The sequence below is a fragment of the Campylobacter concisus UNSWCS genome (assembly GCF_000466685.1).
In the GTDB taxonomy this organism is placed as follows: domain Bacteria; phylum Campylobacterota; class Campylobacteria; order Campylobacterales; family Campylobacteraceae; genus Campylobacter_A; species Campylobacter_A concisus_A.
The window spans coordinates 14,242-40,587 of sequence record NZ_ANNG01000031.1; the positions used below are offsets into that span (position 1 = coordinate 14,242).

At 42.0% G+C, this 26,346-nt stretch carries 28 protein-coding genes; 7 read left to right on the forward strand and 21 right to left on the reverse strand.

Features of this window, described 5'->3' with window-relative positions; all coding sequences use genetic code 11:
• Positions 1-31: 31 nt before the first annotated feature.
• The 7 genes from UNSWCS_RS07190 to UNSWCS_RS07220 all read right to left on the reverse strand — a co-directional run bounded on the left by UNSWCS_RS07190 (position 32) and on the right by UNSWCS_RS07220 (position 6,000).
• Entirely contained in the window at positions 32-1,249 is a 1,218-nt protein-coding gene (locus UNSWCS_RS07190; protein WP_021087992.1) for a murein hydrolase activator EnvC family protein, read from the reverse strand.
• Entirely contained in the window at positions 1,246-2,061 is an 816-nt protein-coding gene (locus tag UNSWCS_RS07195; protein ID WP_021088006.1) for a cell division protein FtsX, read from the reverse strand. Before UNSWCS_RS07195 ends, UNSWCS_RS07190 begins: the two co-directional genes overlap by 4 nt.
• Positions 2,048-2,719 (reverse strand): cell division ATP-binding protein FtsE, encoded by a 672-nt coding sequence (locus tag UNSWCS_RS07200; protein ID WP_004317228.1) that lies wholly within the window; start codon positions 2,717-2,719, stop codon positions 2,048-2,050. Before UNSWCS_RS07200 ends, UNSWCS_RS07195 begins: the two co-directional genes overlap by 14 nt.
• The gene (trmB, locus tag UNSWCS_RS07205; protein ID WP_021088003.1) at positions 2,703-3,890 is read right to left on the reverse strand and encodes a tRNA (guanosine(46)-N7)-methyltransferase TrmB; all 1,188 of its coding nucleotides are present in this window, start codon (positions 3,888-3,890) and stop codon (positions 2,703-2,705) included. The genes UNSWCS_RS07200 and trmB overlap by 17 nt, the downstream gene beginning before the upstream one ends.
• Positions 3,890-4,303 carry a hypothetical protein gene (locus UNSWCS_RS07210; protein WP_021087995.1) on the reverse strand — a complete coding sequence of 138 codons (414 nt, stop codon included), beginning with the start codon at positions 4,301-4,303 and terminating at the stop codon, positions 3,890-3,892. The genes trmB and UNSWCS_RS07210 overlap by 1 nt, the downstream gene beginning before the upstream one ends.
• A 118-nt stretch (positions 4,304-4,421) precedes the next feature.
• A complete protein-coding gene (locus UNSWCS_RS07215) occupies positions 4,422-5,096 on the reverse strand; it encodes a fibronectin type III domain-containing protein (RefSeq protein WP_180385121.1) in 675 nt (224 codons plus the stop codon).
• Positions 5,029-6,000 (reverse strand): RluA family pseudouridine synthase, encoded by a 972-nt coding sequence (locus tag UNSWCS_RS07220; RefSeq protein ID WP_035143703.1) that lies wholly within the window; start codon positions 5,998-6,000, stop codon positions 5,029-5,031. Before UNSWCS_RS07220 ends, UNSWCS_RS07215 begins: the two co-directional genes overlap by 68 nt.
• A 52-nt stretch (positions 6,001-6,052) precedes the next feature.
• On the opposite strand from UNSWCS_RS07220, the gene UNSWCS_RS07225 reads away from it, so the two are divergent.
• The gene (locus tag UNSWCS_RS07225) at positions 6,053-7,159 is read left to right on the forward strand and encodes an FtsW/RodA/SpoVE family cell cycle protein (RefSeq protein ID WP_021087985.1); all 1,107 of its coding nucleotides are present in this window, start codon (positions 6,053-6,055) and stop codon (positions 7,157-7,159) included.
• A 732-nt stretch (positions 7,160-7,891) separates the two neighbouring features.
• Here UNSWCS_RS07225 and thiE read toward each other — a convergent pair.
• From thiE to UNSWCS_RS07240, 3 genes are read right to left on the reverse strand one after another with little or no spacing between them, the layout of a single operon-like run.
• Positions 7,892-8,506: a thiamine phosphate synthase gene (thiE, locus tag UNSWCS_RS07230; protein ID WP_021087990.1), complete on the reverse strand. Its 615-nt coding sequence runs from the start codon at positions 8,504-8,506 to the stop codon at positions 7,892-7,894.
• The gene (gene thiD, locus UNSWCS_RS07235; protein ID WP_021087989.1) at positions 8,499-9,251 is read right to left on the reverse strand and encodes a bifunctional hydroxymethylpyrimidine kinase/phosphomethylpyrimidine kinase; all 753 of its coding nucleotides are present in this window, start codon (positions 9,249-9,251) and stop codon (positions 8,499-8,501) included. The genes thiE and thiD overlap by 8 nt, the downstream gene beginning before the upstream one ends.
• On the reverse strand, positions 9,244-10,572 hold the full coding sequence (locus tag UNSWCS_RS07240) for an aminotransferase class V-fold PLP-dependent enzyme (protein ID WP_035143706.1): 1,329 nt from the start codon (positions 10,570-10,572) through the stop codon (positions 9,244-9,246). Before UNSWCS_RS07240 ends, thiD begins: the two co-directional genes overlap by 8 nt.
• A 110-nt stretch (positions 10,573-10,682) precedes the next feature.
• On the opposite strand from UNSWCS_RS07240, the gene UNSWCS_RS07245 reads away from it, so the two are divergent.
• The 6 genes from UNSWCS_RS07245 to UNSWCS_RS07270 all read left to right on the forward strand — a co-directional run bounded on the left by UNSWCS_RS07245 (position 10,683) and on the right by UNSWCS_RS07270 (position 14,966).
• Positions 10,683-11,516 (forward strand): DUF234 domain-containing protein, encoded by an 834-nt coding sequence (locus UNSWCS_RS07245; RefSeq protein ID WP_021088030.1) that lies wholly within the window; start codon positions 10,683-10,685, stop codon positions 11,514-11,516.
• On the forward strand, positions 11,513-12,499 hold the full coding sequence (locus UNSWCS_RS07250; RefSeq protein ID WP_021088016.1) for a sensor histidine kinase: 987 nt from the start codon (positions 11,513-11,515) through the stop codon (positions 12,497-12,499). The genes UNSWCS_RS07245 and UNSWCS_RS07250 overlap by 4 nt, the downstream gene beginning before the upstream one ends.
• Positions 12,499-13,155: a cysteine hydrolase family protein gene (locus tag UNSWCS_RS07255; RefSeq protein WP_021088013.1), complete on the forward strand. Its 657-nt coding sequence runs from the start codon at positions 12,499-12,501 to the stop codon at positions 13,153-13,155. Before UNSWCS_RS07250 ends, UNSWCS_RS07255 begins: the two co-directional genes overlap by 1 nt.
• A 219-nt stretch (positions 13,156-13,374) precedes the next feature.
• Positions 13,375-13,803, forward strand: a complete 429-nt coding sequence (gene exbB / locus UNSWCS_RS07260) for a TonB-system energizer ExbB (RefSeq protein ID WP_021087981.1) — start codon at positions 13,375-13,377, stop codon at positions 13,801-13,803.
• The gene (gene exbD, locus UNSWCS_RS07265; RefSeq protein WP_012140137.1) at positions 13,790-14,173 is read left to right on the forward strand and encodes a TonB system transport protein ExbD; all 384 of its coding nucleotides are present in this window, start codon (positions 13,790-13,792) and stop codon (positions 14,171-14,173) included. Before exbB ends, exbD begins: the two co-directional genes overlap by 14 nt.
• Complete coding sequence (locus UNSWCS_RS07270) at positions 14,148-14,966, forward strand: energy transducer TonB (RefSeq protein WP_035143693.1); 819 nt, start codon at positions 14,148-14,150, stop codon at positions 14,964-14,966. Before exbD ends, UNSWCS_RS07270 begins: the two co-directional genes overlap by 26 nt.
• A 34-nt stretch (positions 14,967-15,000) precedes the next feature.
• Here UNSWCS_RS07270 and UNSWCS_RS07275 read toward each other — a convergent pair whose 3' ends face one another.
• The 11 genes from UNSWCS_RS07275 to gap form a co-directional block, all read right to left on the reverse strand.
• Positions 15,001-15,675 carry a DUF4272 domain-containing protein gene (locus tag UNSWCS_RS07275; RefSeq protein WP_021088028.1) on the reverse strand — a complete coding sequence of 225 codons (675 nt, stop codon included), beginning with the start codon at positions 15,673-15,675 and terminating at the stop codon, positions 15,001-15,003.
• Positions 15,647-16,036, reverse strand: a complete 390-nt coding sequence (locus UNSWCS_RS07280) for a DUF86 domain-containing protein (protein WP_021087984.1) — start codon at positions 16,034-16,036, stop codon at positions 15,647-15,649. The genes UNSWCS_RS07275 and UNSWCS_RS07280 overlap by 29 nt, the downstream gene beginning before the upstream one ends.
• Positions 16,029-16,349: a nucleotidyltransferase family protein gene (locus UNSWCS_RS07285; protein ID WP_021087994.1), complete on the reverse strand. Its 321-nt coding sequence runs from the start codon at positions 16,347-16,349 to the stop codon at positions 16,029-16,031. The genes UNSWCS_RS07280 and UNSWCS_RS07285 overlap by 8 nt, the downstream gene beginning before the upstream one ends.
• A gap of 3 nt (positions 16,350-16,352) precedes the next feature.
• Positions 16,353-17,699, reverse strand: a complete 1,347-nt coding sequence (locus UNSWCS_RS07290; RefSeq protein ID WP_021087969.1) for an FAD-dependent oxidoreductase — start codon at positions 17,697-17,699, stop codon at positions 16,353-16,355.
• Between the two features lie 128 nt (positions 17,700-17,827).
• On the reverse strand, positions 17,828-19,774 hold the full coding sequence (locus UNSWCS_RS07295; RefSeq protein ID WP_235044398.1) for a TonB-dependent receptor domain-containing protein: 1,947 nt from the start codon (positions 19,772-19,774) through the stop codon (positions 17,828-17,830).
• Positions 19,775-20,081: 307 nt separating this feature from the next.
• Positions 20,082-21,104 (reverse strand): NADH:flavin oxidoreductase/NADH oxidase, encoded by a 1,023-nt coding sequence (locus UNSWCS_RS07300; RefSeq protein WP_021088033.1) that lies wholly within the window; start codon positions 21,102-21,104, stop codon positions 20,082-20,084.
• Positions 21,105-21,623: 519 nt separating this feature from the next.
• Positions 21,624-22,292: a DUF2625 family protein gene (locus UNSWCS_RS07305; RefSeq protein WP_021088024.1), complete on the reverse strand. Its 669-nt coding sequence runs from the start codon at positions 22,290-22,292 to the stop codon at positions 21,624-21,626.
• A gap of 79 nt (positions 22,293-22,371) precedes the next feature.
• On the reverse strand, positions 22,372-23,190 hold the full coding sequence (fabI, locus tag UNSWCS_RS07310; protein ID WP_021088025.1) for an enoyl-ACP reductase FabI: 819 nt from the start codon (positions 23,188-23,190) through the stop codon (positions 22,372-22,374).
• A gap of 218 nt (positions 23,191-23,408) precedes the next feature.
• Positions 23,409-24,092, reverse strand: coding sequence for a triose-phosphate isomerase (locus UNSWCS_RS07315; RefSeq protein WP_021088012.1), 684 nt, complete (start codon positions 24,090-24,092; stop codon positions 23,409-23,411).
• Between the two features lie 3 nt (positions 24,093-24,095).
• Positions 24,096-25,295 (reverse strand): phosphoglycerate kinase, encoded by a 1,200-nt coding sequence (locus tag UNSWCS_RS07320; protein WP_021087962.1) that lies wholly within the window; start codon positions 25,293-25,295, stop codon positions 24,096-24,098.
• Between the two features lie 16 nt (positions 25,296-25,311).
• Positions 25,312-26,310, reverse strand: a complete 999-nt coding sequence (gap, locus tag UNSWCS_RS07325) for a type I glyceraldehyde-3-phosphate dehydrogenase (protein ID WP_021087967.1) — start codon at positions 26,308-26,310, stop codon at positions 25,312-25,314.
• Positions 26,311-26,346: the final 36 nt, after the last annotated feature.

The following is a 26,346-nucleotide window of genomic DNA, read 5'->3' on the forward strand; positions in this document are numbered from 1 at the left end:
TTAAATTTAGCTAATAACGCTTACAAAGTGACTATTTTGAGATCATTTCAAGCGGGTCGATATGGTAGTTTCTTTGCGTTACTTCAAAGGTTAGATCGTTTCTAACTCGGCCTATGACGTAGCCTTTTTGCACGACTGAGCCTACTTTTACAGTTGGCGCGATCTGACTTAAGTGAGCGTAGATCGTGTGGATGCCGTTTTCATTTTCGATGATGACGACATTTTCAAGCATAGGAGTTGCTTTTGCAAAGACGACCTTGCCATTTAGCACGCTTTTAACCTTAGCATCTGGCGTGCTTGAGCGAAGTATGACTGACTCGTTGAAAATTTTGATGTTATATATCGGATCTACGTAATTGCCAAATTTTTGCTTTACAGAGTAGCTATCAAGCGGAGCGATCGTTCTTGCGCCTGAGTATCTCTTAACTGAGCTTGTTTGATAGCCCCCACCCATTGGCTGGCTCTTTGACCCTTTTTTGCCACCTTTACTAGCTGCTCTTTCTTGCTTTTCTCTGGCAGCTCTGGCAGCTTCATCCTCTTGCTTTTGCATGATAGCAAGCTGCTCAAGCGTCTTTCTTAGCTCGTCTTGTTGGGCTTGAAGCTTGGCTAGCTTTTTGCTGTAAATTTCTTTATCACGTTTTAGCCCGTTTATTGTATTTTTCTGCGTGCTCTCTAGGCTTTGTAGATCATTTTGCTTGCGCCTATAGTTTTTTATGCTTGAGTTTATCTCGTTTATCTTACTTGATTTATTTTTTATCTTCTCAATCGTATCTTCGTAGTTTTGGCTAAGCCTTTTAAAGTCCTCTTTTGCTATGGCGTTTAGCTTGGTTAAAATTTGCGATGAGATGATGCTCTCTTCGCTTTGTTTGCCCTCGCTTGCTGACATCATGAGATCAAATGAGAGGTCTTCTGCGATGATCCTTATCATATTTTGCTCTAGCTCTTTTTGGGTGCGCTCTAGCTCTTTGTTTTGCTTTGTTAGATCATCAAGCTCAAGAAGCGCTTTTGAAGCATTTGTCTCAAGAACTGAAATTTGACCTTTTAAATTTGTGATATCGCCGCTTATGCCGCGCAGTTTTTTCTCGCCATTTACGATATCGCCAGCCAAGTCGTCAAGCTTTTTACTAAGCTGCTCGCTCATAGCCTGCGTCGATCTTAGCGAGTTTTTGGAGTCTTTTATCTTCTCTTTAGTATTTGATGCAAAAGCTAGACTAAATGCTAGCAAAAGTGTAAAAATTCCTTTTTTCATATCGTGCTTTTTCTAGCCTTACTCATCACTAAACTAACAGCAAAAATGCTTAAAACCATAGCCACGCCAAATAAGATAAAAATATCTCTTGAAAGATCAAGGCTAGGCAAGACTACATCGATACTTGCGGCATTTTCTCTAAAAATTTCAATGCTAGGCAAGAAAAAGAAAAATGCACCAACAACAATGGTCGCAACTATGCTATCAACCATGGCTGATTTATAGAGCATGGCTGATTTTAACCAAAATGGCGCGCCAAAAAGCGTCATGATCTCGATGCGCTCTCTATGCTCAAATAGCCAAATTTTAGTCTGCTTAAGCATAAGCATAAGCCCAACGACGCAAAGTATCGCCATAAATGCATACGATATACTTTTGGCTAAATTTAGCATCTTAAAGACCTTGTCATGGGTCTTTGAAAATGTCTCGACCTTGCTTATGCCATCAAATTTCAAAAGCTTTTGCTTTATCTCCTCCATATATTCTGGCGATGGAAATTCACTTAGTCTTAGCGAGTAAAATTTAGGCAAGGCGTTTTGAAGGATGGATAAATTTTTAGCCGAGATGTCGTTTGATAGGCGGTCGATGATCTTTTGTGGGCTTAGTGGCTCAATGCTAGCTAGCGTGCTAACCACTGGCTTTAACACAGGCTCGCTTAGCTCTTTGTTTGAGACCACCACGATGTTGTAGTCATTTCCCATAAGCCTCTCATACTCTCTTACGATCTTGTCCGCTGTGAGGCTAAACTGCACTGAAAATAAAAGCGCGATTAACGGCAGGATAAATCCAAGGTGGTTTTTAAGCGATCTCATGCACGCCTCCATTTTCTATGACGAAGTGGCGGTATGGGATGCGAAGCGTTGATGGGATGTGATGCGTCACCACGACCACGCTTGTGCCTAGAAATTCTCTGGCTGATTTTAGAAGCGACCAGATGACGTCGCTTGAGTATTCGTCTAAATTTCCCGTTGGCTCGTCGCATAAGAGCAAATTTGGATTGTGCGCGAGTGCTCTTGCCATGGCAACTCTTTGCTGCTCGCCGCCACTTAGCTCGCGAGGATATTTATCGGCTTTGTGAAGCATATTTACATGTTTTAAAAGTTTAGCGACCTGCTTTTTACTCACATTTTGATTGACGCCTTTGATGATGAGTGGCAGCATGACGTTTTTTTCGACATTCCACTCATTTATCAAGCGGTAGTTTTGAAATATAATGCCAACTCGCTGCCTAAGCTCGCAAAGTCTTTTGTCATCGATATCGTCCATTTGCGTCATGCAGACATTTAGCTCGCCAGCTAGAGGCGAAATTTCTCCGTAAAATGACTTTAAAAGCGTGCTTTTTCCGCTTCCACTCTTGCCTGTGATAAAGACAAAGTCATTTGCGTAGATGTCTAAATTTACGCTATTGATCACAACCTCGTTGCGCTCATAAGCAAGGCTTAAATTTCTTGCGCTAATTATCTCTTGCATCAGCCAAATACTCCTTCAAAAGCTCGTGTGCTGCTAAATTTTCACGTATTAAGATCGGTTTTTTTATAAAATATTCGCTTTTTTCATCGCTTATTTTGATGAAACACTGCTCTGGTTTGTTAAACGCTCCAAAGGCGACTTTTAGCAAAATTTCACCCTCGTTTATGGTGTAAATTTCTTCAAAATGTAAAAAATGATCCTCTTTTTTTATGATGAAATTTTTGAAATTTTTAATGATATTTTTTACATTTGTCTTTTCTTTAAAGCTAAAATCCCCAGCCAAAACGCTCTCATCGCTTTTTGCCTCACAAGTATAAATGACATCGTAAATGTCCTTATCTTGGCGTCTCCAGCGGTCTTCATACTTGCTAGTTACCTCTAAATTTCTATTTTTAAAAGCCTCTATCTTTGAGTTTGTGGGTTCTAAAAATTTACTCAAACTAAAGTCGCAATACTCCTTGCTATCAGTCCTTAGCTCAAATTTACCGCCAACTTTTAGTATCCTCTCGCACTCAAGCGCAAACGCCGATGAGACTACGCGTCTATGCTCAGCCTTGTCCCAAGGCACTGGGAAATGTAAAAACACTCTATCAACTAAATTTGATCCAACTAGCGAGAGCAAGAGCCTTGCGTCGGTATTTATAAGCCGCACATTTTCTAGGGCACTTGCCCTAGCTAGCTTTGCTACTTGCTCGATGCTTGGTTTATAGACCTCTATGCCGATAACTAGGGCATTTGGGTTGTTTTTAGCCTGATAGAGCAAGTGCCTGCCAGAGCCAAAGCCAATCTCGATAAAAATCTCTTTAAATTTATCTTTTAGCTCGTAAAAAGCTGGCACAAACTCTTCAAGGCTTAAAATTTCACTAACTTTTTTGGTCAAATTTGTCTTTTTTACAGCAAATGCTTGGCTGATGATGCCATTGCAACTTTGCTCTTTAAAAAGCTCAAGTGCCTCTTGTAAAAGTCCAACTTTAGCAGGCTTTGTGAGCTTTTCACCCTTTACGACGACGCCATTTTTGCCTGGCTTTACGACTAGAAAAAAGCTCTCTTCTTCATTTTTTGTGTAGATGAGCCTCTCGTTTCGGCCATTTGCCTGCCAAAGAAATTTGATCTTGTCGTTACCAAATGGGAACGAGAGCTCTTTTAAGGACGAAGCGATGAAATTTGGCATTATTTTATGCTAACTTCTGCTTTTGATGACTTATCAGAGGCGATGCCGTATTCATCGACTGCTACGACGCTGTAAGAGTAGCTAGCACCAGCTTGAACGCTGTCATCTCTAAGCCCAGTATCACTTATACCGCTAAAGACTTTCTCGCTAGCACCGCTTCTATAAACTGTATATGAGCTAGCTCTATCAACTGCACTCCAGCTTACATTTACACCGCTGCCATCATAGCTAGCGCTTATGCTTGGAGTTTTTGGTGCGCCAAGTGTGCTACCAACGATCGGTTCTTCTTGCTTTAAGCTCTCAAGGCCGTCTTTATCGACAGCTGTCACCCTATAATACCTTGTCGCTGCGTTTGTGTTTATGAGGTCCTCATAGGTGTTGCTAGTCGTTTTTGCTAGGTATGTGTAAGGCAAAATTTTACTTGTCGTTCTATAAACCTTAAAATAAGCAAAATCCTCAGCTGGCGCGTAATCCCACGTTAAGATGATCTTTTTTGGCGCATTTTTGGTCGCTTGGACGTTTGTTACTGATTTAGGGTAACTCCTTTGTTGTGGCGCTTATGTTTTGGCTTGGTTTTGAGATGACGCCAGAAGAAGTTTTAACTAAGATCCTATACTCATAAGACCTACCAGGTTTTACTTCAGTGTCGATATACTCGGCATTTAGTCTGCCATTTACCTCTGCTACTTGGCTAAATTTATTAGCTCCTGCATCGCTTCTTTGGATGATATAGCTTGCTACTGTGCTGTCAGGATGTGGTCTCCAGATCACTTTTACGCGGCCTGGAAGCCCTGTGATAGCTTGTGCAAATGGCACAGAATCAAGCAGTGGCTTAGTTGTCGCAGTTGCGATCGCACCTGGTTGAGAGATGGCGTTACTTGAGTAGGTTCTCATCTGATATGAGTAAGTCGTCTCTGGAGCTAGGTCGCGATCCACATAGTGCGTAGCAAAGCGGTCTTTTATGTTTGCAACTAGTTGCATTTTTGAGTTTGCATCGTTTGGATTTGAGCGGTAAAGGTAGTAGCCAACGACGCTCTCATCGGTCACTGGGTTCCACTCAAAGCCAACTTCTGTCATGTCTGAAATAGTTTTTAAGCTTGTAATCGTTGGTAGTGACGTGCTTTGCTGAGTCGGTACGCTAGAGCCGCATCCCGCTAAGAAAGCTACTAAAAATGGTGTCAATATGCGTAGGGCAAATTTTTTCATCAAAAATCTCCTTGGGAATTTTTTTGTAAATTATTTGGTTAAAGTCATCATACGTTTTTGCGGTAAATTCTACCCTTTTGCCAGTTCGCGGATGGATAAAATAGAGCATATAAGCGTGAAGCATAACTCTGCTTATTTTATCGCCTTGGCTCTTAAATCCGTATAAATCATCGCCTAAAATGTGGCGATTTATGCTAGCAAGATGCACTCTTATCTGGTGCGTCCTGCCTGTAAAAAGCTTTGCCGCTATCAAATTTACTCCACCTTCGCTTAGCAAATTTACAAAGGCACTTTTTGCAAATTTAGCGTCCTCAACGATCGCTTTTTTTAGGCGGTTGTTTGGATTTCTGCCGATTGGCTTGTCGATGATGACGTCCTCTTTTAGAGGTAGGTCGGTGAGTGCTAGATAAATTCGCCCCATGCTCTTATCGCTTAGCTGCTCGCTTAGTTTTGCATGGGTGAAGTTGTTTTTAGCAACGACGATAGCGCCGCTCGTGCCCTTATCTAGGCGGTGGACGATGCCAGCTCTTACGTCGCCGTTTAAATTTGAGAGCATAAAGCTCTTTTTATTTAGCCACTCAACAAGTGTCGCCTCTTTGACGCTTGGAGCTTGGTGAACGACGATTTGCGGGGGCTTGTTTAGCACTATGAGATCGTCGTCCTCGTAGATGATCGGGATGTCAAAATTTACTTCGTATTCATTTTGTACCTCTTTTTTTGGGGCAAAATTTACGCAAATTTTATCGTTTTCACTCAGTAAAAAGCTTGGTTTTGAGACTGGTTTTAAATTTACGCTTACAAGGGAGTCTTTTATCAAATTTAAAGCTTGATTACGTGAAATTTGAAGCTCTTTGGCCACTGCAACGTCGAGTCTTGAGCTATTTAAAACATTAAATTTAACCAAAATCAAAGCCTTGTTTGTGATATAATCTAGCCCAAAAAACAAGGTTTGCTTCTTGATAAAACTAGATCGGCGTATTTTAACACATTTTGATTTTATTCAGCCGTTTTTAATCATCCCAATCATAGCCATCTCATACATCCTAGTTTCCGAAGCAAACGACATTTTGGCAAACAAACAACTTGTATATTTTGGCATCGGATTTGTCTCATTTTGCATCGCATTTTTGCTGCCTATTAGACGCATAGACTGGATCATCCCGATGTTTTACTGGGTCTGCATCGTGCTGCTTTTAAGCGTCGATATCTTTGGCGTTAGTAAGCTTGGAGCTAGGCGCTGGCTGGAAATTCCATTCGTTCACTTCACGCTTCAGCCATCAGAGCTCATGAAGCCAGCCTTTTTGTTGATGCTAGCTTATCTAGTTAAGCAGCGCCCGCCAGAGGCCGATGGATACGGGCTAAAAGACTTTTTAAGACTTAGTTTTTACATACTTTTGCCTTTTGCGCTCATCATGAAAGAGCCTGATCTTGGCACCGCGCTCATACTTTTGATAGTTGGCTACACCATCCTTTTTGTCATCGGCGTAAATAAAAAAATTTGGATCTGCATCATCCTTGCCATAGGATTTTCGGCGCCGGTTTTATATGAAAATTTGCATGATTATCAAAAAAAGAGGATCCACGACTTCATCGCCGAAGAGCCAAGCTATCACGTCAAGCAAAGCATTATCGCCATAGGTAGTGGCGGGCTAAAAGGCAAGCCAAAGGACGAGGCGACGCAAACGCACTTTAAATTTTTGCCAATCGCCACAAGTGACTTCATCTTTGCTTATAATATCGAGCGTTTTGGCTTTTACGGCGCGCTACTTTTGCTGGGGCTTTATGGAGCTCTTATAACGCACTTACTTAGCCTAAACTACGGGCTTAAGAATGATTATTTCACGCAGGTGACCGCCACTGGCATAGCCGCGCTCATCTTTGTCTATGTGGGGGTAAATGTCTCGATGACGATTGGTTTTGCACCGGTTGTTGGCGTGCCGCTGCCGTTTTTTAGCTACGGCGGAAGCAGCTTCGTCACCTTCATGGTACTTTTTGGGATACTGCAAAATCTGCTAACGTTTAGGTTTGATCAGACCTACCGCTCAGTGAAATTTAAATTTTAAAATTTGCAAATTTGTTTTGTCAAATCAGATAAGCGTCAGGCAAATTTTAAAATTTCATGAACGAGCAATTTCGGCTCTAAAATTTGATCTAAGCAGCAAGCGAAGCCAAATTTTAGTAGTCAATTCTTAGGGGTGAATGAAAGTTTTAAAATTTGCAAAGACAGCTTGATTAAATTTGTAAATTCCTTTTTATTCAAAATGGAGACAAGGGGGGGCTTAAATTTTGCTTCGCAAGCTCGCAACTGCAGGACAGACACGAAGCCGCCCCCTTATCCCCCTTTTTTAATCCCTCGTCTGCTTGCAGTTATGAGGCAAAGCCCGAGTAAAACCCCCTCACACGTTAGAGGTGCATGCAACGGTGCATCGCACTGCATGTATTATTAAAATTCCAGTAAATTTTAAAATTTCATGAACGAGCAATTTCGGCTCTAAAATTTGAGCTAAGCGATAAGCGAAGCCAAATTTTAGTAGTCAATTCTTGCGAGTGAGTGGAATTTTAAAATTTGCAGAAATAGTAAAATTCTATTTTTGAAATCAAGATTTTAAATTCATAAACTCTTTATCCAAAAGGAAAACAAGGGGACTCAAGTTACGAGGCCGTCCCCTTATCCCCCTTTTTAAATCCCCTAAACCCCTCGCACGTTCAAGGGGCATGCAAATGTGCTAGCGCACTGCATGCGGTTTAATGTTTATCATAGTTCAAAACAAATTTTTACTAAAAATAGCTTAGGCTTAGAAATTTAGCTCAATTATTCTTTGCAAATTTTTGATATTTTCTTTAATGTTGCCATCTTTGTAGATCGCTGAGATGATGGCGATGAGATCGGGTTTGGTATGAGAGAGCGAGCCGATATTTGTCTCATTTATGCCACCTATCACGCAAACAGGTAGGTTTAAAATTTGCTTTGCCTCTTTAACTATTTCAAGCCCACATTTTGGGGCATTTGGCTTTGTGGGGCTTGTAAAAACAGAGCCAAAAGCAACGTAGCTGGCCCCGTTTTTAGCGGCATTTATGGCTAAATTTATATCGTTATAGCAGCTAACGCCCACATATGCGTCTTTGCCTAAAATCTCAAACGCCTCTTTTATACCCTCATCGTCTTTGCCAAGATGAACGGCGTTGGCACCTATTTTTTTAGCAAATTTGACATCGTCATTTACGATAAATTTTGCTCCAAATTTCTCACATAAATTTAAAATTTCACTTGCGAGCTTCTCATTTTTGACCGCTTTTTTTGACCTAAACTGAAAAAATTTAACCCCACACTCCAAAATTTCTCTTGCATACTCCAAAGCCAAATTTTCAGGCATTAAAATATCATCGCTAATAGCGTAAATTTCAGCCATCAAGCCCCGCTTTATGATCTATAAGCCTTGCGCCAAATTTACTTTTATGTGCATTTTTTATCCCATTTGCCACAAATTTTTTAGCCATTTTTATGGCGCTTACTAGATCACTTTGGTGCGCTAAAATGGCCGCTAGCGAGCTTGAGAAGCTACAACCAGCCCCGTGCATCACCTTTGGCTCAAAAAGCTCCTCGCTAAATTTCATCGCGTCACCATTTTTTAGATAGAGCGTATCCTCGCAAATTTCATCAACCTTCGTTCGCTTTAGCACCATATCGCAAGGCAAATTTGTAAAATTAATACCCAAAATCCTAGCCTCATCTACATTTGGCGTGGCAACACTTGCAAGGTTTAAAAGCTCTTTTAGCGCCTCGATCGCACCATCTTCTAGCAGTTTTGCCCCTGACTTTGCCACACAAACTGGGTCTATCACAACTGGCACATTTTTAGCTCTAAATTCTTTTAAAAACGCGCTTACAACGGCTATTATCTCCTCGTTAAAGAGCATGCCAACCTTCACAGCGTCTATGCCAAGCTCGGCTAGCACCATCTCAAACTGAGCTTTCACCATCTTTGCTGGCATCGCAAGCACACTGCTAACGCCATTTGTATTTTGCGCGGTCACGGCTGTGATGACGCTTGCGCTAAAGCAGCCAAATGCCTCGCAACTTTTTATATCCGCCTGAACGCCTGCACCGCCGACGCTGTCGCTTCCAGCAACTATCAAAACATTTTTTTTACTCACTCACACACCCACTTATCTCTTTTACGTCAAAAGGGTCTTTGACCTGCCACGAAAGTGCGTATTTCTCGATACTTTTCTTGATCGCACTCACCAGATAATCAATATCCTCAAAGGTATGCGTATAGTGCAGGCTAACCCTCACCCAGCCTGGCTTGTGGGTGAAATTTGGATCCTCTTTTAGCCCCAAAAGGTCGTGTCCGTACGAGCCTGCGCACGAGCAGCCAGCACGTGTTTGTATGCCATACTCTTTGCTTAAAATTTTTGAAAGCTCGTATGGAGCTACGTTTTTTACATTAAATGAAAATATCGCAAGGCGCTTTAAATTTGCCGGGCAGTAGCTAACTAGCTCTGGGATCTCTCTTAGTCTTTGACAAAAGTATTCGCTAAGCTCGCTCTCGTTTTCGTAAATGGTAGCAAGCCCTATCTCTTCTCTTAGCTTGTAAGCTAAATTTGCCCTTATAAGCCCTAAAATAGGCGGTGTGCCAGCCTCTTCAAGTGCTTCTTGATCCTTTAAAAATATATGGTAGTTTTTGCTTACATAGCTTACCGTGCCGCCACCTGCAAAGCTTGGCACATCGTCATTTGCTAGCACTTTTTTGATTGCCAGTAGCCCACAGCTACCAACTCCGCCAAGAAGCTTATGTGGCGAGATAAAGAGCGCATCAAAGTAGTCGCAGTCTAAATTTGCATAGGCACTAAGGCTCGCCACGTCAAATGCCACGATGCCACCAAATTTCTTAACAAGCGTGTAAATTTGCTTGTAGTCGCTTATGACGCCTGTGACGTTTGAGGCCGCGCTAAAGCTAGCGATGATCTCGCGCCCTGCATTTATCTTTAAAATTTGCTCCAAGTGAGACAGGTCGATGCTGCCGTCTTTTGCAAGTCTGATGCGCTCAACCTCGCAAAGTGCCTCTTTAAAGCTGATCTCGTTTGAGTGGTGCTCATAAGGGCCAAGAATGACTAGCGGCGAGTCGTTGTTTGTCTTTAGATCAAACCTTCTTTTAGCAGCTGGAGGCACGTAAAGTCCCAAAAGCTCTTGAAATTTCTTGATCGCACCAGTGGCGCCGTATCCTGTGGCTATGAGATAAAAGCTATCATCAAGCCCTAAAAATCGCTTTAGCTCGCTTCTAGCGCTATCATACAAAAGCTGCGTTTTATAGGCATTTGAGGATGTTAGCGAGTGGGTGTTGGCGTAGGTTTTTAAGATATCAGCGACCTCGTCCTCGATAGGCTTATACGCAAGCCCAGAGGCGGTGTAGTCGAAATAATGTATCCCTTTTTTTAAAATAATATCTCTTCTAATGTGCTCTAAATTTACCAACTTTAGCCTTTTAGTTTTTGCGTGATTATAATTAAAATTTTCTAAAAATATGCTACAATCCGCCACACAAAGGATACGAAATTTTAGCCATAAAATCGACATTTGAGCGGATGAAGCACCTTGGTATTGCTGAAGTTATAAAATTTCATCTTGTTTTTGATGACTTTTTATTAAAGGGCTCATACTACGATGTTTTTGAGGCGATCAGGGCTGAAATTTTAGATGATTATAAAAATTTGATGGCTAGGTTTTATTTTGACGAGGATAGCGACGAGGCCATCAAAATGGCTCTCATTAAGCTTGCTAGAAGCGACAGAAAGAAATTTAGCGTAAATAAAATTTTGCCCCAAAGCATGACAAATAGGGTCTATGCAAAGCTTTTTAGCAAGGATTTTTTAGTGCTTGAAAAGAGCCAAGAAAAGCCACGAGTAAAAAATAAGCGCCAAATTTTAAAAAAGAGCGAGCGAGCTTATAAGATAGAGGATAAAATTCATTTCAACAGCCATTTTTCAAGGTTTTGGTTTAGATTTATCGAGCCAAATTTAAGCCTTTTAAAAGAGGGCAGGAGTGAGGAAATTTTAGAGCTTATAAGAAGAGAATTTGACGAGTACGCGAGCCTTGGCTTTGAGCTTTTAAGCGGCGAGCTAATGGCTAAAAAGCTTGGGCTTGATGGCATTTTGCTAAGCTCATTTTGGAGTAAAAATATAGAGCTAGACATGCTTTTTAGCATAAATGGCAAGATAATAGTCGGCGAAGCAAAGTATAAAGAGCGAAAAATTTGCAAAAATGTCTTAAATTTAGTCCTTCACAAGTGCGAAAGACTAGGCATAAAGCCTGATATCGTGGCGCTTTTTTCAAAAAGTGGCTTTAGTAACGAGCTTTTGGGCTTAAAAGATGAGCGGCTTAGGCTTTATGAGATAAAAGATTATGAGGAGTTGCTGTGAGTGATATCGATATACAAAATGGCCTAAAAAGCCTGATAGAGCAGACCTATCTGATAGAGCGTGAGTATAAAAATTTGACCGCTTCTTATATGAGCTTGCAAGGTTTTATAAAAGATATCGTGGAAATTTTGCCAAATGCCATTTGGGTGCTTGATGAAAATGATGAAATTTTCTTGCAAAACTCAGAGGCACAAAAGCTTGGCAAAGCGCTAAATTTCATCCCAAAAGATGAGGGCGAGCTAAGCTTTGGCTCACAAATTTATCTAGTAAAAAAGGTGGTCAAAGATGATAAAAAGATCATCTCAGCTACCGATATAACGCAGGAAAAACGCACCGAGCGCCTAGCCTCGATGGGTCAAGTAGCAGCGCACCTAGCTCACGAGATAAGAAACCCCATAGGCTCTATCTCGCTTCTAAACTCCACACTTTTAAAAAGGGCTGAGCCAAAAATTTTGCCTATCGTCGAGCAGATACAAAAGGGAATTTGGCGGGTTGAGCGCATCATCAAAGCGACGCTTCTTTTTACAAAAGGGCTTAGTATCACGCCAAAGGAATTTAACTTTTTAGACATCAAAAGCGAGTGCGAAGAGGCGCTTAAATTTTATGAGTATTCAAAAGATATAAGTTTTGAGCTAAATTTCCCTGACGCCCTTTATAGCGGCGACTTTGACCTCATCGCGATGGTCTTTCAAAACATTTTATTTAACGCGATCGACGCCATCGAAGAGGACGAAAACGACGAAGGTGTAGTAAGACTAAGCTACGAAAAGACGCCAAATGAACATAAATTTATAGTCTATGACAGCGGCGTCTCTATAAAAAATGAAAATATCGTCTTTGAGCCATTTAAGACGAGCAAGCTAAAGGGCAATGGCCTGGGACTACACCTTTGCTTGCAGATCATCGAGGCGCACAAGGGCAGCATAGAGATAACCCTTGAGCCAAAGACATTTTGTATAAATTTACCTATAAAGGAGAAGTGATGAGTGAAATTTTAGATGAGTTAAATGCGTGGCAAAATGGCCTAAAAGCACTTAAATTTAGTGAGATTTTTAAAAATGGCAGCGAAAAAGTGGCCTTTATAAGCGTTGATATGATAAATGGCTTTTGTTGTGAGGGCGCACTAGCTAGCAAGCGTGTAGGCGAGCTGGCAAGTCATATAGCAGATACTTTTAGGCTGGCAAGAGAGAAATTTGACCTTAAAAACTACATCCTCATCCAAGATGCTCATGAGCCAAATTCAGCTGAGTTTGCGAGCTTCCCAGCGCACGCTTTAAAGGGACAAGATGAGGCAGAGGCAGTTGATGAGCTACGAAATTTAGACTTTTTTAGCGAGATGAAAATTTTTTACAAAAACTCACTTAGTATCGCTTATTCGCAGGAGTTTAATAAATTTATAAGTAAATTTGATAGCTTTGTCATCATGGGCGACTGCACCGATATGTGCATTTACCAGCTTGTCTCTCACCTAAGGCTTAGCGCAAATGAGCAAAATTTAAAAAGAGAGATCATCGTGCCTGCAAATTTGGTGCAAACCTACGACGCACCAGGGCATAGTGGTGATTTTTACCAAAATGTATTTTTACACCACATGCAAATGGCACTAAATGCACGTGTGGTAAAAGAGCTAAAAATTTAGCCATATATTTATACTAAAAACAATTATCAAATTATAAAATTTAGCGCTTATCTATCGTATTTATATAATTAATAACGCAGATTTGCGCTAATCTTCAGATCTATTCTCTTTAAATTTCTCTTCTTATAAAATATTTTTAGGTTACATTTTTACAATATATTTGACATTAACTATCAATATAGTTATAATCACGCTCAAATTTTAAAAATAAGAGGCGTTATGGAACTTTTAAAACACAACATTGACTATATAATCATCGGTATTTTGGGCGTTATGAGCTTTTTTGTGCTTTGGTATACGATAGAGCGTATCATTTTTTACTCACGCGTCGATATAAATAGCTACAAAAACATTGAAGAGCTCGATGGGGCGCTGACAAAAAATTTAACCACACTTTATATCATCTACTCAAATGCCCCATATATCGGACTTCTTGGCACGGTTGCTGGCATAATGATCACATTTTATGACATGGGTATGGCTGGCGGCATTGATACAAAAAGTATCATGATTGGCCTATCTTTAGCGCTAAAAGCGACCGCGTTTGGCCTGCTTGTGGCGATCCCAACACTTATGATCTACAACGGCTTTGTTAGAAAAGTCGATGTCATGATAAACAGATACAAGGCCAAAAATGCGTCTAAATAAAAAAGATGGGCTAAATATCGTCCCATTTATCGATATCATGCTCGTTTTGCTAGCCATCGTGCTAAGCATCTCGACCTTCATCGCTCAAGGCAAGATCGCGGTCGATCTACCAAGCGCTAACAGCACAGAGCAGATAAAAGAGGATGAGAAAAAAGTGAGTGTCGTTATCGATAAAGATAATAAATTTTTTATAGATGACGCGGAAATTTCAGAAGATGAGCTGAAAGATAAGCTAAATGCCATTGATACTAAGACTTTAGTGCAGCTAAAAAGCGACAAAAACGCTAAATTTGAGAGCTTTGTGAAGGTCATAGATATATTAAAAGAAAAGGGACACGAAAACTTTGCAATCCAAACAGTCTCTGAGTAAAATTTCAAACTATAGTGGCTTAGCAGTATCGGCGATAGTGCATGTAGCAGCGGCTTATTTTTTGCTTTCACATAACTTTAGTGAGATAAAGATAGACGAGCAAAAACCTATAAAAATAGCTCTAAATTCATTCACTCCAGTGCCGCAAACTTCGGCTCCGCAGATAAGCGAACAAGTGATGATACCAGAGCCAACACCTCCAGCTCCACCACCACCGCCAGAGCCACCAAAACCAGAACCTAAGCCTGAACCAAAGGTCGAGCCAAAGCCACTACCAAAACCAGAGCCAAAAAAGATAGAAAAGCCTAAACCTGAGCCAAAAAAAGTGGAGAAAAAGCCACTGCCAAAGCCTGAGCCTCGCCCTGAGCCAAAGGTGGAGCCAAAACCTGCTATCACTGCGCCAGCTCCTACCGCGACCCCAGCACCTGCTGTAAATTCAAATTTACCAGCAAATAATAAGTCTATCGCCTCAGCTCCAGCTCAAAAAGTAGCGCAAGAGCTAAATTTATCAAACGCGCAAAGCGATGAGGACTTTAGCAAGGTCATAGCAGCTGTGAAAAAGCATAAAAACTACCCAAATAACGCTAGAAGGATGAAGCATCAAGGCGTTGTTGAAGTTAGATTTTTGCTTAAAACAGACGGCAGCATAGATGAGCTAAAGGTTACTAAAAGTTCAGGCTTTGAGTCGCTTGACAATGGTGCTTTAGAAAATGTCAAAAAAGCAAGCTCTGAGTTTCCAAAGCCAAAAGAAGCTCGATATCTTCGCTTTCCTATAGCATTTACATTAAGATAAATTTTAAGCTCATTTGAGCTTAAAATTTCTTAGATCAAGTATTTAGATCAGGATAGTCCCAAGTGTTAAATTCAGCGCTCAAGTCGTCATTTTCCTGCCCTTTGCAGCATAGCCACTCAAGCCCTGCGCGTCTTTCCATAACGACCTCTTCGTCAAGTCCAGCTGCCTTTGTGCCATTTACTCTTGCATTTACACACGCCCAGTGGTAGCGATAAACTAGATCGAGCTTACTTAAAATTTCATCCATGCTGCGAAGCTTTGAGCGGCTTTTTAGCCCGCCCTCTTTAAAGACATTCATCACAAACTCGCAGTCGCAAATTTTATCCATCTGACCGATATCTTCGGCTATGCCAAGCGCCCAAAGCAAGATCCAAAGCGACTCATATTTCCAGCCCATATTCACAGCCGTGTCCATATCGGCTCTGTCTTCAACGACCTCTTTTTCTTTTATGCTTAGTCCGTCGTAAGCCTCACCCAAAAAGCTCTTTGCCCAAGCCATATTTTCTTCGCCCAAAGAGCCCTCATCACGGATCGTGCAAGCACACATGATTGCTGTAAATGAGCAAACTGCGCGCTTTATTATCTCATCGATATCTCTTGGTGTAACCTCGCTATTTTCATAGCGAAGTGGCAAGCTCTCAAGCACCGCCACGCCCTCTTTTTTTAAAATTTTTATGCTCTCATCTTTTCTTTGTTGCGCTGTTTTCAAGACAAGCCTCCTTCTGTTTTATCGTTTTGTCTATTTTTTCTTTCAAAATAGGCAAATAATCCCTAATCGCTATCTCTATTAATTCCAAATTTAGCCTTTCATATTCATGTGACGCGATATTTCTTGTTGTGCTAATCGCTCTTATCTCTTCTTTGCTAAAAATAGCCAAAGCCTCCAGATCATTGCTCTCTTGTATGCCTTTTAATAGCGCATCGATATTAACAAACTGCATCATTATGGCAGGTTGCAGCACATCTTCATCGTGAAGTGCCTCATATATGCCACCGCTACATTTATTTAAGATAGAGCCTATTTTTTGAGATATTTTTTTAAGACGCTCTACACTTGCTTTTTCAAACATAAATGGCTCCTTTTACTAGCTCTTCTTTAGTTTGCGCCGACATAGACGTGGTGTCACATATATCAACCAAAACGCCAAATTTATCAGACACATTTTTTCTAAAATCATCTAAAAATGTAACTACCAAAAAAGGACTACCAAGGTTTTTTACCATCTTTTTAGCATCTGTTTCTATCACTATATCTATATCAGAAAATACATCTGCCCTATCTTTTGCGTAGCTTCCAAAAAGGCCTAGCTTGGTAACTCCAAGCAAAAACAACCTCTCTTTTTGCGATGATAAAAAATTTAAAATTTCACTTTTTGTTGTCATTTCCTACCCAAAAAACTCGGCGTTAAATTTCTCTTCGTCAAAATTTTTACCCAAGAATTTGCAAATTTCCTCCATATCAGCCCTCGCCGTTTCAAAACAGCTAGTAGCCCCCGGGCTTGGCGTCATGTTAAAGCTTATACCCTCGCCTGTGCTGATCTTGCCCTCGCCAAGCTCTAGCCTTTTTTTATTGCGGTCGATCACCTGCGGCCTTACACCACCAAAATTTACAGCGTAACTTAGGTCATTTTCGCTTAGGCTTGGCACGATCTTTCTAGCGTCTTTAACAAATTCTTTTTTGTTGATAAATGGCACTTCAAACAAGAAATTTCGTAAAATATATGACCTTATGTCCCCATCTTTTAGTAAATTTGTAAAGACTTCAAGGACGTTTTTGTCAAATTTTAGACACTTTAAGAAGTCAAAAAAGCTAGAACAGCCGTGAAATCTCTCAAGCTTTGGTATGACAAGGGCAGTTGGCCCAAAGCGAGTATTGCCATTAGCTAGGATGTCTGGGTCGCCGTGAAGTGCGGCAAATGGTAGCTTGTCGTTTTGCACCATATAGACTTTGCCGTTTAGCAGGCGCTTGTTAGCAAAGTAAAAGCTTCCAGCAACTGGCAGCGTACTAAGATGTAGCCCATAACCCATCTTGTGAGCTAAAAATAGCGAGTGCGCTCCAGCATCGACTACGACGTAGTTTGCGGTGATCACTTCGCCGTCATTTATCTTGATGTGAAAGGTATCGCCCACCTTTTTCATATCAGTCACTTCTGAGCTTAGGCTGAACTCATAGCCATCTCCGCCTAAATTTAGCGCATTTTGCACGAGCGAATTTGCCACGCCACCAAAGTCCATCGTCGTATACTGACCATTTTGCGTGCCTATTGCGATGATATTTTCTGGGCGCTCATTGCCATTTGCGTCAAAAACGACGTTTGGCTCGATCTGCTTTAACTTCTCTTTGTCATAAATTTCAAGATAAGGAAATAGCTCTTTAAAGCTATCATATCGCTCCTTGATGCGCTCTACTTCGGCATCTCCGATGGCTAGCGTCATCTTTTGATGAGCAAACATATATTTGCCCTCTAAGTTGTATTTTAGGGCATATTTTACTGGCATATTTGCCACTTGTGAGACTTTTTTTGCCTTTTCTAGCGTGTAGTTTGTCTCGATATCGCCGCAGTGGATGGTCTGCGAGTTGCCCTTGCCGCTTGAATTTAGCGTCGCTACGCCATCATATTTTTCTAAAAGCGCGACCTTTTTTATATCGCTAAATGCAGCCAACTCGTAAAAGAGTGCCGTCCCGCTAATGCCCGCTCCAACAATTGCCACTTCAAAGTGCTTTTGCCTCATTTTTTCCCCTGAAAGTTTAGTTGCACAAATGATACTATATTAAATTTAAATCAAACAGCAAAAAGCAGAGCGTAAAAAATAGGCTGTGTAAAAGTGAAATTTGGCAAGGCTCTCACCTTGCCACGAAGCTAAAATTTATAAGATACGTTCACTTTGAAATTTCTACCTGGCTCCCAATCTACGTAGTTTGAATCGCCTGTGTAATCTGCCATCCTTTGTGATTGCGAAGCGTATGCTTTGTTAAAGAGGTTGTAAATTCCAGCGTTTATCTCTAGCCCTTTAAATTTACCGCTGCTTGGCGCATAGGTAGCGTAGATGTCGCTAACTGCGTAGCTTGGTATCTTTGCGCTATTGTCGTTGTTAGCTGAGACGGTATTTTTTGAGGCAAAGTAGATTAGGTTGTAGCCTATTAGCGTATCGATCCTTGAAAATGCGTACTCTGCGTTAAATGTGTATTTATCGCCCTGATCGCGGTAGCCGATGACGTTTGAAGCGTAGTAGCCGCCTGTTGAAGTATTTACAACTCTATCTTTATATTTTACATTTTGATGAGTATAGCTAGCAGCTAGGCTTAGTGCGTCTAAATTTAGCCTTGCAAGTAACTCGACGCCACTTATATCAGCGCCACCAGCGTTTATCCTGACTAAAGTTCGGTTTCCACCAGCTACTGCTGCTACTGCGTTGTTATCAACTATTAAATTTTTATATTTTGTCATGAAGTATTTTGCAGAGAGGCTATATGAGCTAGCTTCATTTATATCACCATGGTATTTAAGGCCAGTTTCATAGCTATTGCCAGTTGTCGCTTTTAGATCTTTATTTGCCTTCCAGTTTAGTGCCCTGCCCCTGCTACTTCCGCTTGCCATCATCGACTCCATGACATCAGGCCCTCTAAAGACTCTTGCGTAGCTTGCAAATGCGTGTAATCCTTTAATGATCTCATAATCAAGCGCAAGTGCTGGCGTAAATTCGTTAAATTTATAGGTGTAGCTCTTTACATTTCCAGCTCTGCCGTCGTAGCTTTTTAGCTCATGGTGCGTATATCTGATGCCAGGAGTAACGGTTAGCGAGCTAAAATTTAGCGCATCTTCTGCGTAGATAGAGTAGTTATTTACCTTTTCTGGGTAGTGATTATCTGGTTTGTTGAAATTTTTACTTTGGTAAAACTCAGCGCCGTATCTAAGCGTCTGTGTCAAAGCACCACTCTCGACTACGCTTTTAGCCTTTGCATTTATGCCATTTGTCTCTACGCCCAAAATTTTTAACACTGGGTCATCTTTTTTATGCTCGGTATTGTATGCCGTTACATCTAAATTTAGAAGATCACTTGGTTTATACTCGTATTTTAGCGTTGTAGTATCACGTTCATATTTTCGGTTATCAACAGGATATTGACCAGTATACCAGCTGCCAAACTCGGCTCTCATTGGATACATGCCTTTAAATTCATTATGTTCTCTTGAGATAGAAATTCTATGCGCATCAAGGAAGCTATAACCAAGCTTTAAAAGATAGCTAAGGTCGTTGCCGTCGCCGCCTATCTTTCTTTTGTTGCCGCTTTTGCCGTAGTCATAGCCTTTGTGATTAATAGCTGCTATAAAGTCAAGCCCTTCAACTGGGGTGGTAAAGAGCATAAGGCCTTGAGAAAATTCGCTGTTATTTGAGGCGTATCCAGTCTTTATCTTTGCACCAATGATCTCGCCGCTTTCTAGCAAGTCTTTTGCATCGACTGTTTTAAAGGCGACTGAGCCACCAAGCGCGCCAGAGCCATTTACGACTGACCTTGAGCCAACCTCGACGTCTATTGCCTTTATGAGATCAGGGTCTATCAGCAAGTCGGCGTTGTGGTGAAACGTGTTTCCATTTTGTTTTGCGCCATCTATCGTGATATTTAGACCGCGGTCACTTACGCCTCTCATATAAATTTTTTGGTTCATGCCGTTTGTGCCACCCACATAGACGCCAGGGATGTCCCTCATCACGTCTTTTGCTAGGCCAGCGTTTCTAGTTGAAATTTTGATATCATCAACGCCGTATCCGCCACTGCTACTTGTCACCTCAACACCGCTTAGCACGCTCTAGCCTGCTGCGTTTGCACAAACTGCCACGCTTGCTGCAAGAGAGAGCTTAAATAAGCCCTTAAATCTCATCTCTCCTCCTAGTTTGATTATTAAAATTACTATTTTAGTTTATAGTCTAATTTTGAAATTGAATATTATAATTTTAAATATAAATTTCAGGTAAAAATTTAAAATAAATGCGATTTTATAGCTATAAATATAGAAATTTTGATTTATTATTGTAAAAAAATAGCAAGTAAATTTTAGTGATTTTATTTAAGAAAAATGAAATTTGGCAAGGCTCTCACCTTGCCAAGAAAATTTAGTAAGCCCTTTTGTAGGCGTTTTCTATCTTTTCGCTTTCGCCAAATTCTTTCATGGCGCCAAAAGCAAAATATGGGTTGCGTAGTAGCTCCATGCCAAGCGCTACGCCGTCGCAAACATCGCCAAGTAGCAATGCCTCGCACTCGCTTGCCTTTGTGATGAGACCGACTGCAAAGACTGGGATTTTAACTGCATTCTTCACCGCTTTTGCGTAGCCAGCCTGATAAAGAGGCGTAAATTTAGGCGCGCTATCAACTTTTGCATAGACTCCACCAGCTGAGACGTGGATGAAGTCAGCTCCATTTTTCTCTAGCTCACGCGCTAGTTTTACGCTATCTTCTACGCCCCAGTCGCCCTTAAGCCAGCTACTTGCACTAATTCTTGCACCAACTGCGATATTAGCGCCAGCTTTGATCTCTCTTAAAATTTCAAGCAGCAGCCTTATGCGGTTTTCAAAAGTGCCGCCGTATTCGTCACTTCGCTTATTTGTGCCAGCACATAAAAATTGATTTATCAAATATCCATGCGTCGCGTGTATCTCCACAGCCTCGTATCCTGCGCTCTTTGCTCTAATGGCCGCCTCCACAAAGCTTTGCTTAACGCTTGCGATATCCTCTGCGCTCATCTCTTTTGGCGTGGCGTATTCATCACTAAATTTAACCATGCTTGGCGCGATAATGCCCTCACAAGTGCCCTTTCTGCCTGCGTGAGCAAGCTGGACGGCCATTTTGGCGCCGTATTTGTTGCAGCCTTTTACCAGCTCCGCGTGAGCCTCGATCTGCTCGTCACTCCAAAGCCCAAGGTCTTTTTTAGTGATCCTGCCACGCGCCTCCACAGCCGTCGCCTCAACGATGATCATGCCAACACCGCCGATCGCCCTTGTAGCGTAGTGAAGCTTATGAAAACACCTTGGACGGCCATCCTCTTTTTTAACCTCATACATACACATCGGAGCCATGATAATGCGGTTTTTGATCTCGATGCCACCTATCTTAAGCGGCGTAAAAAGCTTACTTTGCATAAAATTCCTTTAAATTTTTTGATTATTTTAGGATATCTGTTTAAATTTTTGGATTTGTAGGAATTTACTTCTTGCAACTTAGAAAGTTCAGGTAAATTTTAAAATTTCATGAACGAGTAATTTCGGCTCTAAAATTTGAGCTAAGCTGTAAGCGAAGCCAAATTTTAGTAGCCAATTCTTGCGAGTGAATGGAATTTTGAAATTTACAAAATAGATTTTTAAAATTTAAAGTTTTGTTTCTTTGTTAAGGGGGAAGAGGCTTGAATTACGGTCTGCTTGCAGTTGCGAGCTCACGATGCAAAGAAGCTCCCTTCCCCCTTAACAATCCCCTAACCCCGACAAACGTTAGATGTAGCATGCGAAAGCGCTTTGCGCCGCATGCGTTTTATCATCATGCGAGTGTCAGGCAAATTTTAAAAATTAATGAGCGAGCATATCACGCTTCAAAATTTAGTAAGTTGCTAAGGTGAGTGAGTAAGATTTTAAAATTTGCAAAAGCCGAAATTTACAAAATCAATCCTATTTCTCCCCCTTAAACAAAGAAACAAAATATTCATCTACATTAACGCCATCTTTTTTCATATCTTTTAGCCTTGCCCTTATGTCGGCGTCTTGCCAAAGAAGTGGTGGTAGCGCAAACATAACCTTATCAAGGCTAAAATTTCTCACATCTTCGCGCCAACCATCCCAGCGGTAAAGCTCGTAAAATTTAGATATATCCCCACTTAGCGCCCAGTATAAAAACTGCGAGTAGCCAAGCTGCGTATCTTCCCATTTGCCGCTATCTGGCGCATAGTAAAAGACGTTGCCAGCTTTGCCGTCAAAAGCGCCGCCATTTACCGCGAAAAATCCGCCCAAAACATCGTCCGCCACGAGCAAATAGCCAGGCATCTGCCCTGCTTCGCTAAAGCTTTTGCCAAGGTTGAAGCTGTAAATTCCGCGCTTCATTTGCTCACATCCAGAGCCAAGAAGACGCAGCCAACCGCCATCTATCACTATGCCGCCGCACCCATAAACAAGCGCTCCCATCGGCGAGCGAGTAGTTACCTGAAGTCCCAAAAGCTCACTTTGCGCCCTACTCTCATCGCAAGGCAAAATTTCATAGCCATTTTTAGCCTCTTTTAGCCACTCTTCGATAAGCGCCCAGCCTGGCTCATTTGTGTCTATAAACTCATCTAAAGCTCTCATTTTTCTGTCCTTGCGATAAATTTGGTGAAATTTAAAAGAAGAATTTGGCGAGCCGCCCCGCCAAATTTATATAGATAGGTTATTTTGCGTCCCAAGCTAAGATCGTGTTGCCCTCGGCGTCGGTAGCCACATCGCCCATGCCCATGATGTTGTAGCCGCAGTCTACGTAGTGGACTTCACCTGTTACGCCGCTAGCTAAGTCGCTAAGTAGGTACATAGCGCTGTTGCCGACGTCTTCTGTGGTGACGTTGCGTTTTAGTGGGCTATTTACTTCGTTGTAGCGCAAGATCATCCTAAAGTCGCCTATTCCGCTTGCAGCAAGCGTTTTGATAGGGCCTGCACTGATCGCATTTACGCGGATATTTTTAGCGCCAAGGTCGTGTGCTAGGTAGCGGACTGAGCTCTCAAGTGCCGCTTTTGCAACGCCCATGACGTTGTAGTGTGGCACAAATTTTGGTCCGCCAAGATATGTAAGAGTTAGCACCGAGCCGCCCTCTTTTAGAACCGGTAGGACCGCGCGAGTAAGGCTTAACAGCGAATAAACACTAGTGCCCATCGCTATATCAAATGCCTCTTTTGTGGTATTTACAAACTCGCCCTCAAGCGCCTCTTTTGGTGCGTAAGCCACTGCATGCACGACAAAATCGATCTCGCCAAGGTCTTTTTTGATTTGGCTAGCAAGCCCATCTAAATGTGCTTGGTTATTTACGTCAAGCTCATAGACAAATTTACTACCGAACTCCTCAGCGATCGGCTCAACGCGCTTTTTAAGAGCGTCATTTAGGTATGTAAATGCCATCTGCGCACCTTGATCGTGACAAGCTTTTGCGATGCCGTAAGCTATTGATTTAGCATTAGCAACACCGACGATCAGACCTTTTTTACCTTTTAAAATCATTATTTCTCCTTTAAAATTTTGCAATTCAAATTTTAAACCAAATTTAATAGCGGCAGTATCACGCAACTCCAGATGTTTAAATTTGCGTTTCGAAAATTTAAACAAGCCAACAAGCGGGTATATCGCTAGGCAAATTTAAATGTTTCGCAGCAAATTTCATCCCAAGACTAGGCAAATAGCCTGTCACAGGGTGAAATTTGCAAGATCGTTTAAATTTATCAGCGAGATGCCGCGTGAATAAGCCCTAGAAAATTATTCGCATCCCAGCTGGCTGTGCCTACTAAAACCCCATCGCAGCTTTTGATACCTGCGATATCAGCGATGTTTGCCGCATTGACGCTTCCACCGTAAAGTAGTGGCACATTTGCCTTTGTCTTTAAAAAACTTAGCACCTCATCTATCTGCTCTATGCTAGCGCTCCTGCCGGTTCCTATCGCCCAGATCGGCTCGTAGGCGATGACTAAATTTTTATAATCTAGGTCTATATTTTCAAGCTGACGGCTTAGAAATTCTTTGGTAGCTCCGCTTTCGTTTGTGCTTAAATTTTCGCCGATGCAGTAGATGACATTCCAGCCATTTTTTGCGGCAAAGTCAAATTTCGCTCGCAAAAACTCCTCGCTCTCGCTTAAAATTTCACGCCTCTCAGAGTGGCCGATCAGCACGTCTTTGATATCAAATTCATCAAGCATTGCCTTGCCGATCTCGCCTGTAAATGCCCCACTTTCGCACGGGTAGAAATTCTGCGCCCCAAGCCTAAAAATATGCCTTTTTTCATAAAAGGCGCTAGCTGGAGCAAATACGCTCACGTCGTCGTTTGCGCTTAAATTTTCGTCTAAAATTTTCGCGTACTCTCTAAAGCTCTCTCTTGTGTGGTTGCACTTTAAATTCGCTAGAAATTTCAAGACCTACTCCTCTTTTCTAAGCGGCTTTATGCCAGGTAGCTCTTTGCCTTCAATGAGCTCCAAGCTAGCACCACCGCCGGTTGAGATAAATGTCATCTCATCAGCGTCTCCAGCGCGCTCGACCACATCAGCCGTATCGCCACCGCCAACGACGGTTGTCGCGTGAGTGTCGATGATAGCGTGGCTCATTTTGATGCTACCTTTGCTAAATTTATCCATCTCAAAAACGCCCATAGGTCCGTTCCACCAGATGGTTTGCGCATCGGCGATGACCTCTTTAAATAGCCTAATGGACGCTGGCCCGATATCAAGCCCCATCCAGCCATTTGGGATCTCTTGAGCTGGGACGTATTTTACGGCACTTTCAGCTGAAAATGTCTGAGCAGCGACGACGTCTACTGGCAGATAAATTTTGACACCTAGCTCCCTGCCCTTACGCAAAATTTCGCGCGCATCTTCGATGAGCTCCTCTTCAAGGAGCGAATTTCCGATATTTTCACCCATTGATTTTAAAAATGTAAATGCCATGCCACCGCCGATTATGAGCTTATCAACACGTGGCAGAAGGTTATGCAACGCTTGAAGCTTGCCGCTCACCTTTGAGCCGCCCACAACTGCGACAAATGGACGTGATGGATGTTTTATAAGATTTTGAGCGAAATTTATCTCTTTTTGTAGTAAAAATCCCGCTGCCTTGTGCTTCTCGTCGTAAAATTTAGTGATCGCCTCAACCGATGCGTGAGCTCTGTGGCAAACGCCAAATGCGTCATTGATGTAAAATTCGCCAAATTCTGAAAGCTCTTTTGCCAAAACCTCATCGTTTTTGGTTTCGCCCTTTTCAAAACGTAAATTTTCTATCATCAAAATTTCGCCAGCTTTTAGAGCCTCAGCCTTTGTCTTAGCGTCATTTCCGATCACATCTTCAGCAAATATCACCTCTCTATCAAGCAGTCTTGATAGCCTTTTTGCTACGCCTTGAAGTGAAAATTTCTCTTCGTAACCATTTTTTGGACGACCCAAGTGACTAGCCAAAACTACGCTGCAGCCGTTATCTAGACAGTAGCGGATAGTTGGTATCGCTGAGCGGATCCTGCGGTCATCAGTGATGTTTAAAAACTCGTCCATAGGCACGTTAAAATCGCACCTTATAAAGACTTTTGCACCATTAAGCTCAAGGTCGTTGATCGATAAAATATCACTCATTTTTCACCCTTTAAATTTACTTTGTAGCCACGATCTTAGCAAGATCTACAAGCCTTGTTGAATAGCCCCACTCGTTGTCGTACCACGCAAAGACCTTCACCATATCATCAACGATGACCTGCGTAGTGTCGCTCGCTACGATGCTGCTAAAGGTGCTCGTGCAAAAGTCGCTGCTAACTCTGTAGTCGTCATCGACAAATAAAATTCCCTTTAAATTTGACTCCGCAGCCGCTCTAAATGCTTCGTTTATCTCCTCTTTGCTAGCTGGTCTTTTTAAAACCGCCGTTAGATCGACCATTGAGACGTTTGCCACTGGCACGCGCACTGCTTGGCCGTGTAGTTTGCCGCTTAGCTCTGGAAGCACTTTAGCGATAGCTTTTGCAGCACCTGTGGTCGTAGGTCCGATATTTAGCGCTGCAGCACGTGAGCGGCGGAAGTCTTTTGCCTTTACATCTACTAAGCTCTGACCATTTGTATATGCGTGGATCGTGGTCATCAGCCCTTTTACGATACCAAATTTATCATTTAGCACCTTTGCAACTGGAGCTAGGCCGTTTGTAGTGCAGCTTGCATTTGAGACGATCGCTTCGCCCGCGTATTTATCGTCGTTTACGCCCACTACAAAGGTCGCCGTGTCGTCTTTTGCGGGAGCGCTCATGACGACTTTTTTGACGCCACGAGCTAGATATGGCTCACATTTTTCAGTGGTTAAAAACTTGCCCGTACACTCTAAAACCACGTCTACACCGTAGTCTGCGTAGCTAAGCTCGTTTAGATCTCTTGTAGAAAAAACTCTTATCTTTTTGCCATTTACTTCTATAAATTCGTCGCTTATCACCTTAACGTCTTGCTTAAATTCGCCGTGCACGCTGTCATATTTAAGCAAATACCTCGTCATATCCCTTGTTGCGGTGTCGTTAATAGCGACAAGCTCAACATCGTCTCGCTCTAAAATAATACGAGCAGCACACCTACCGATACGCCCAAAGCCGTTTATTGCTACTTTAACTGACATCTTAGCTCCTTTTGATATAATTACGCCTAATTCTAC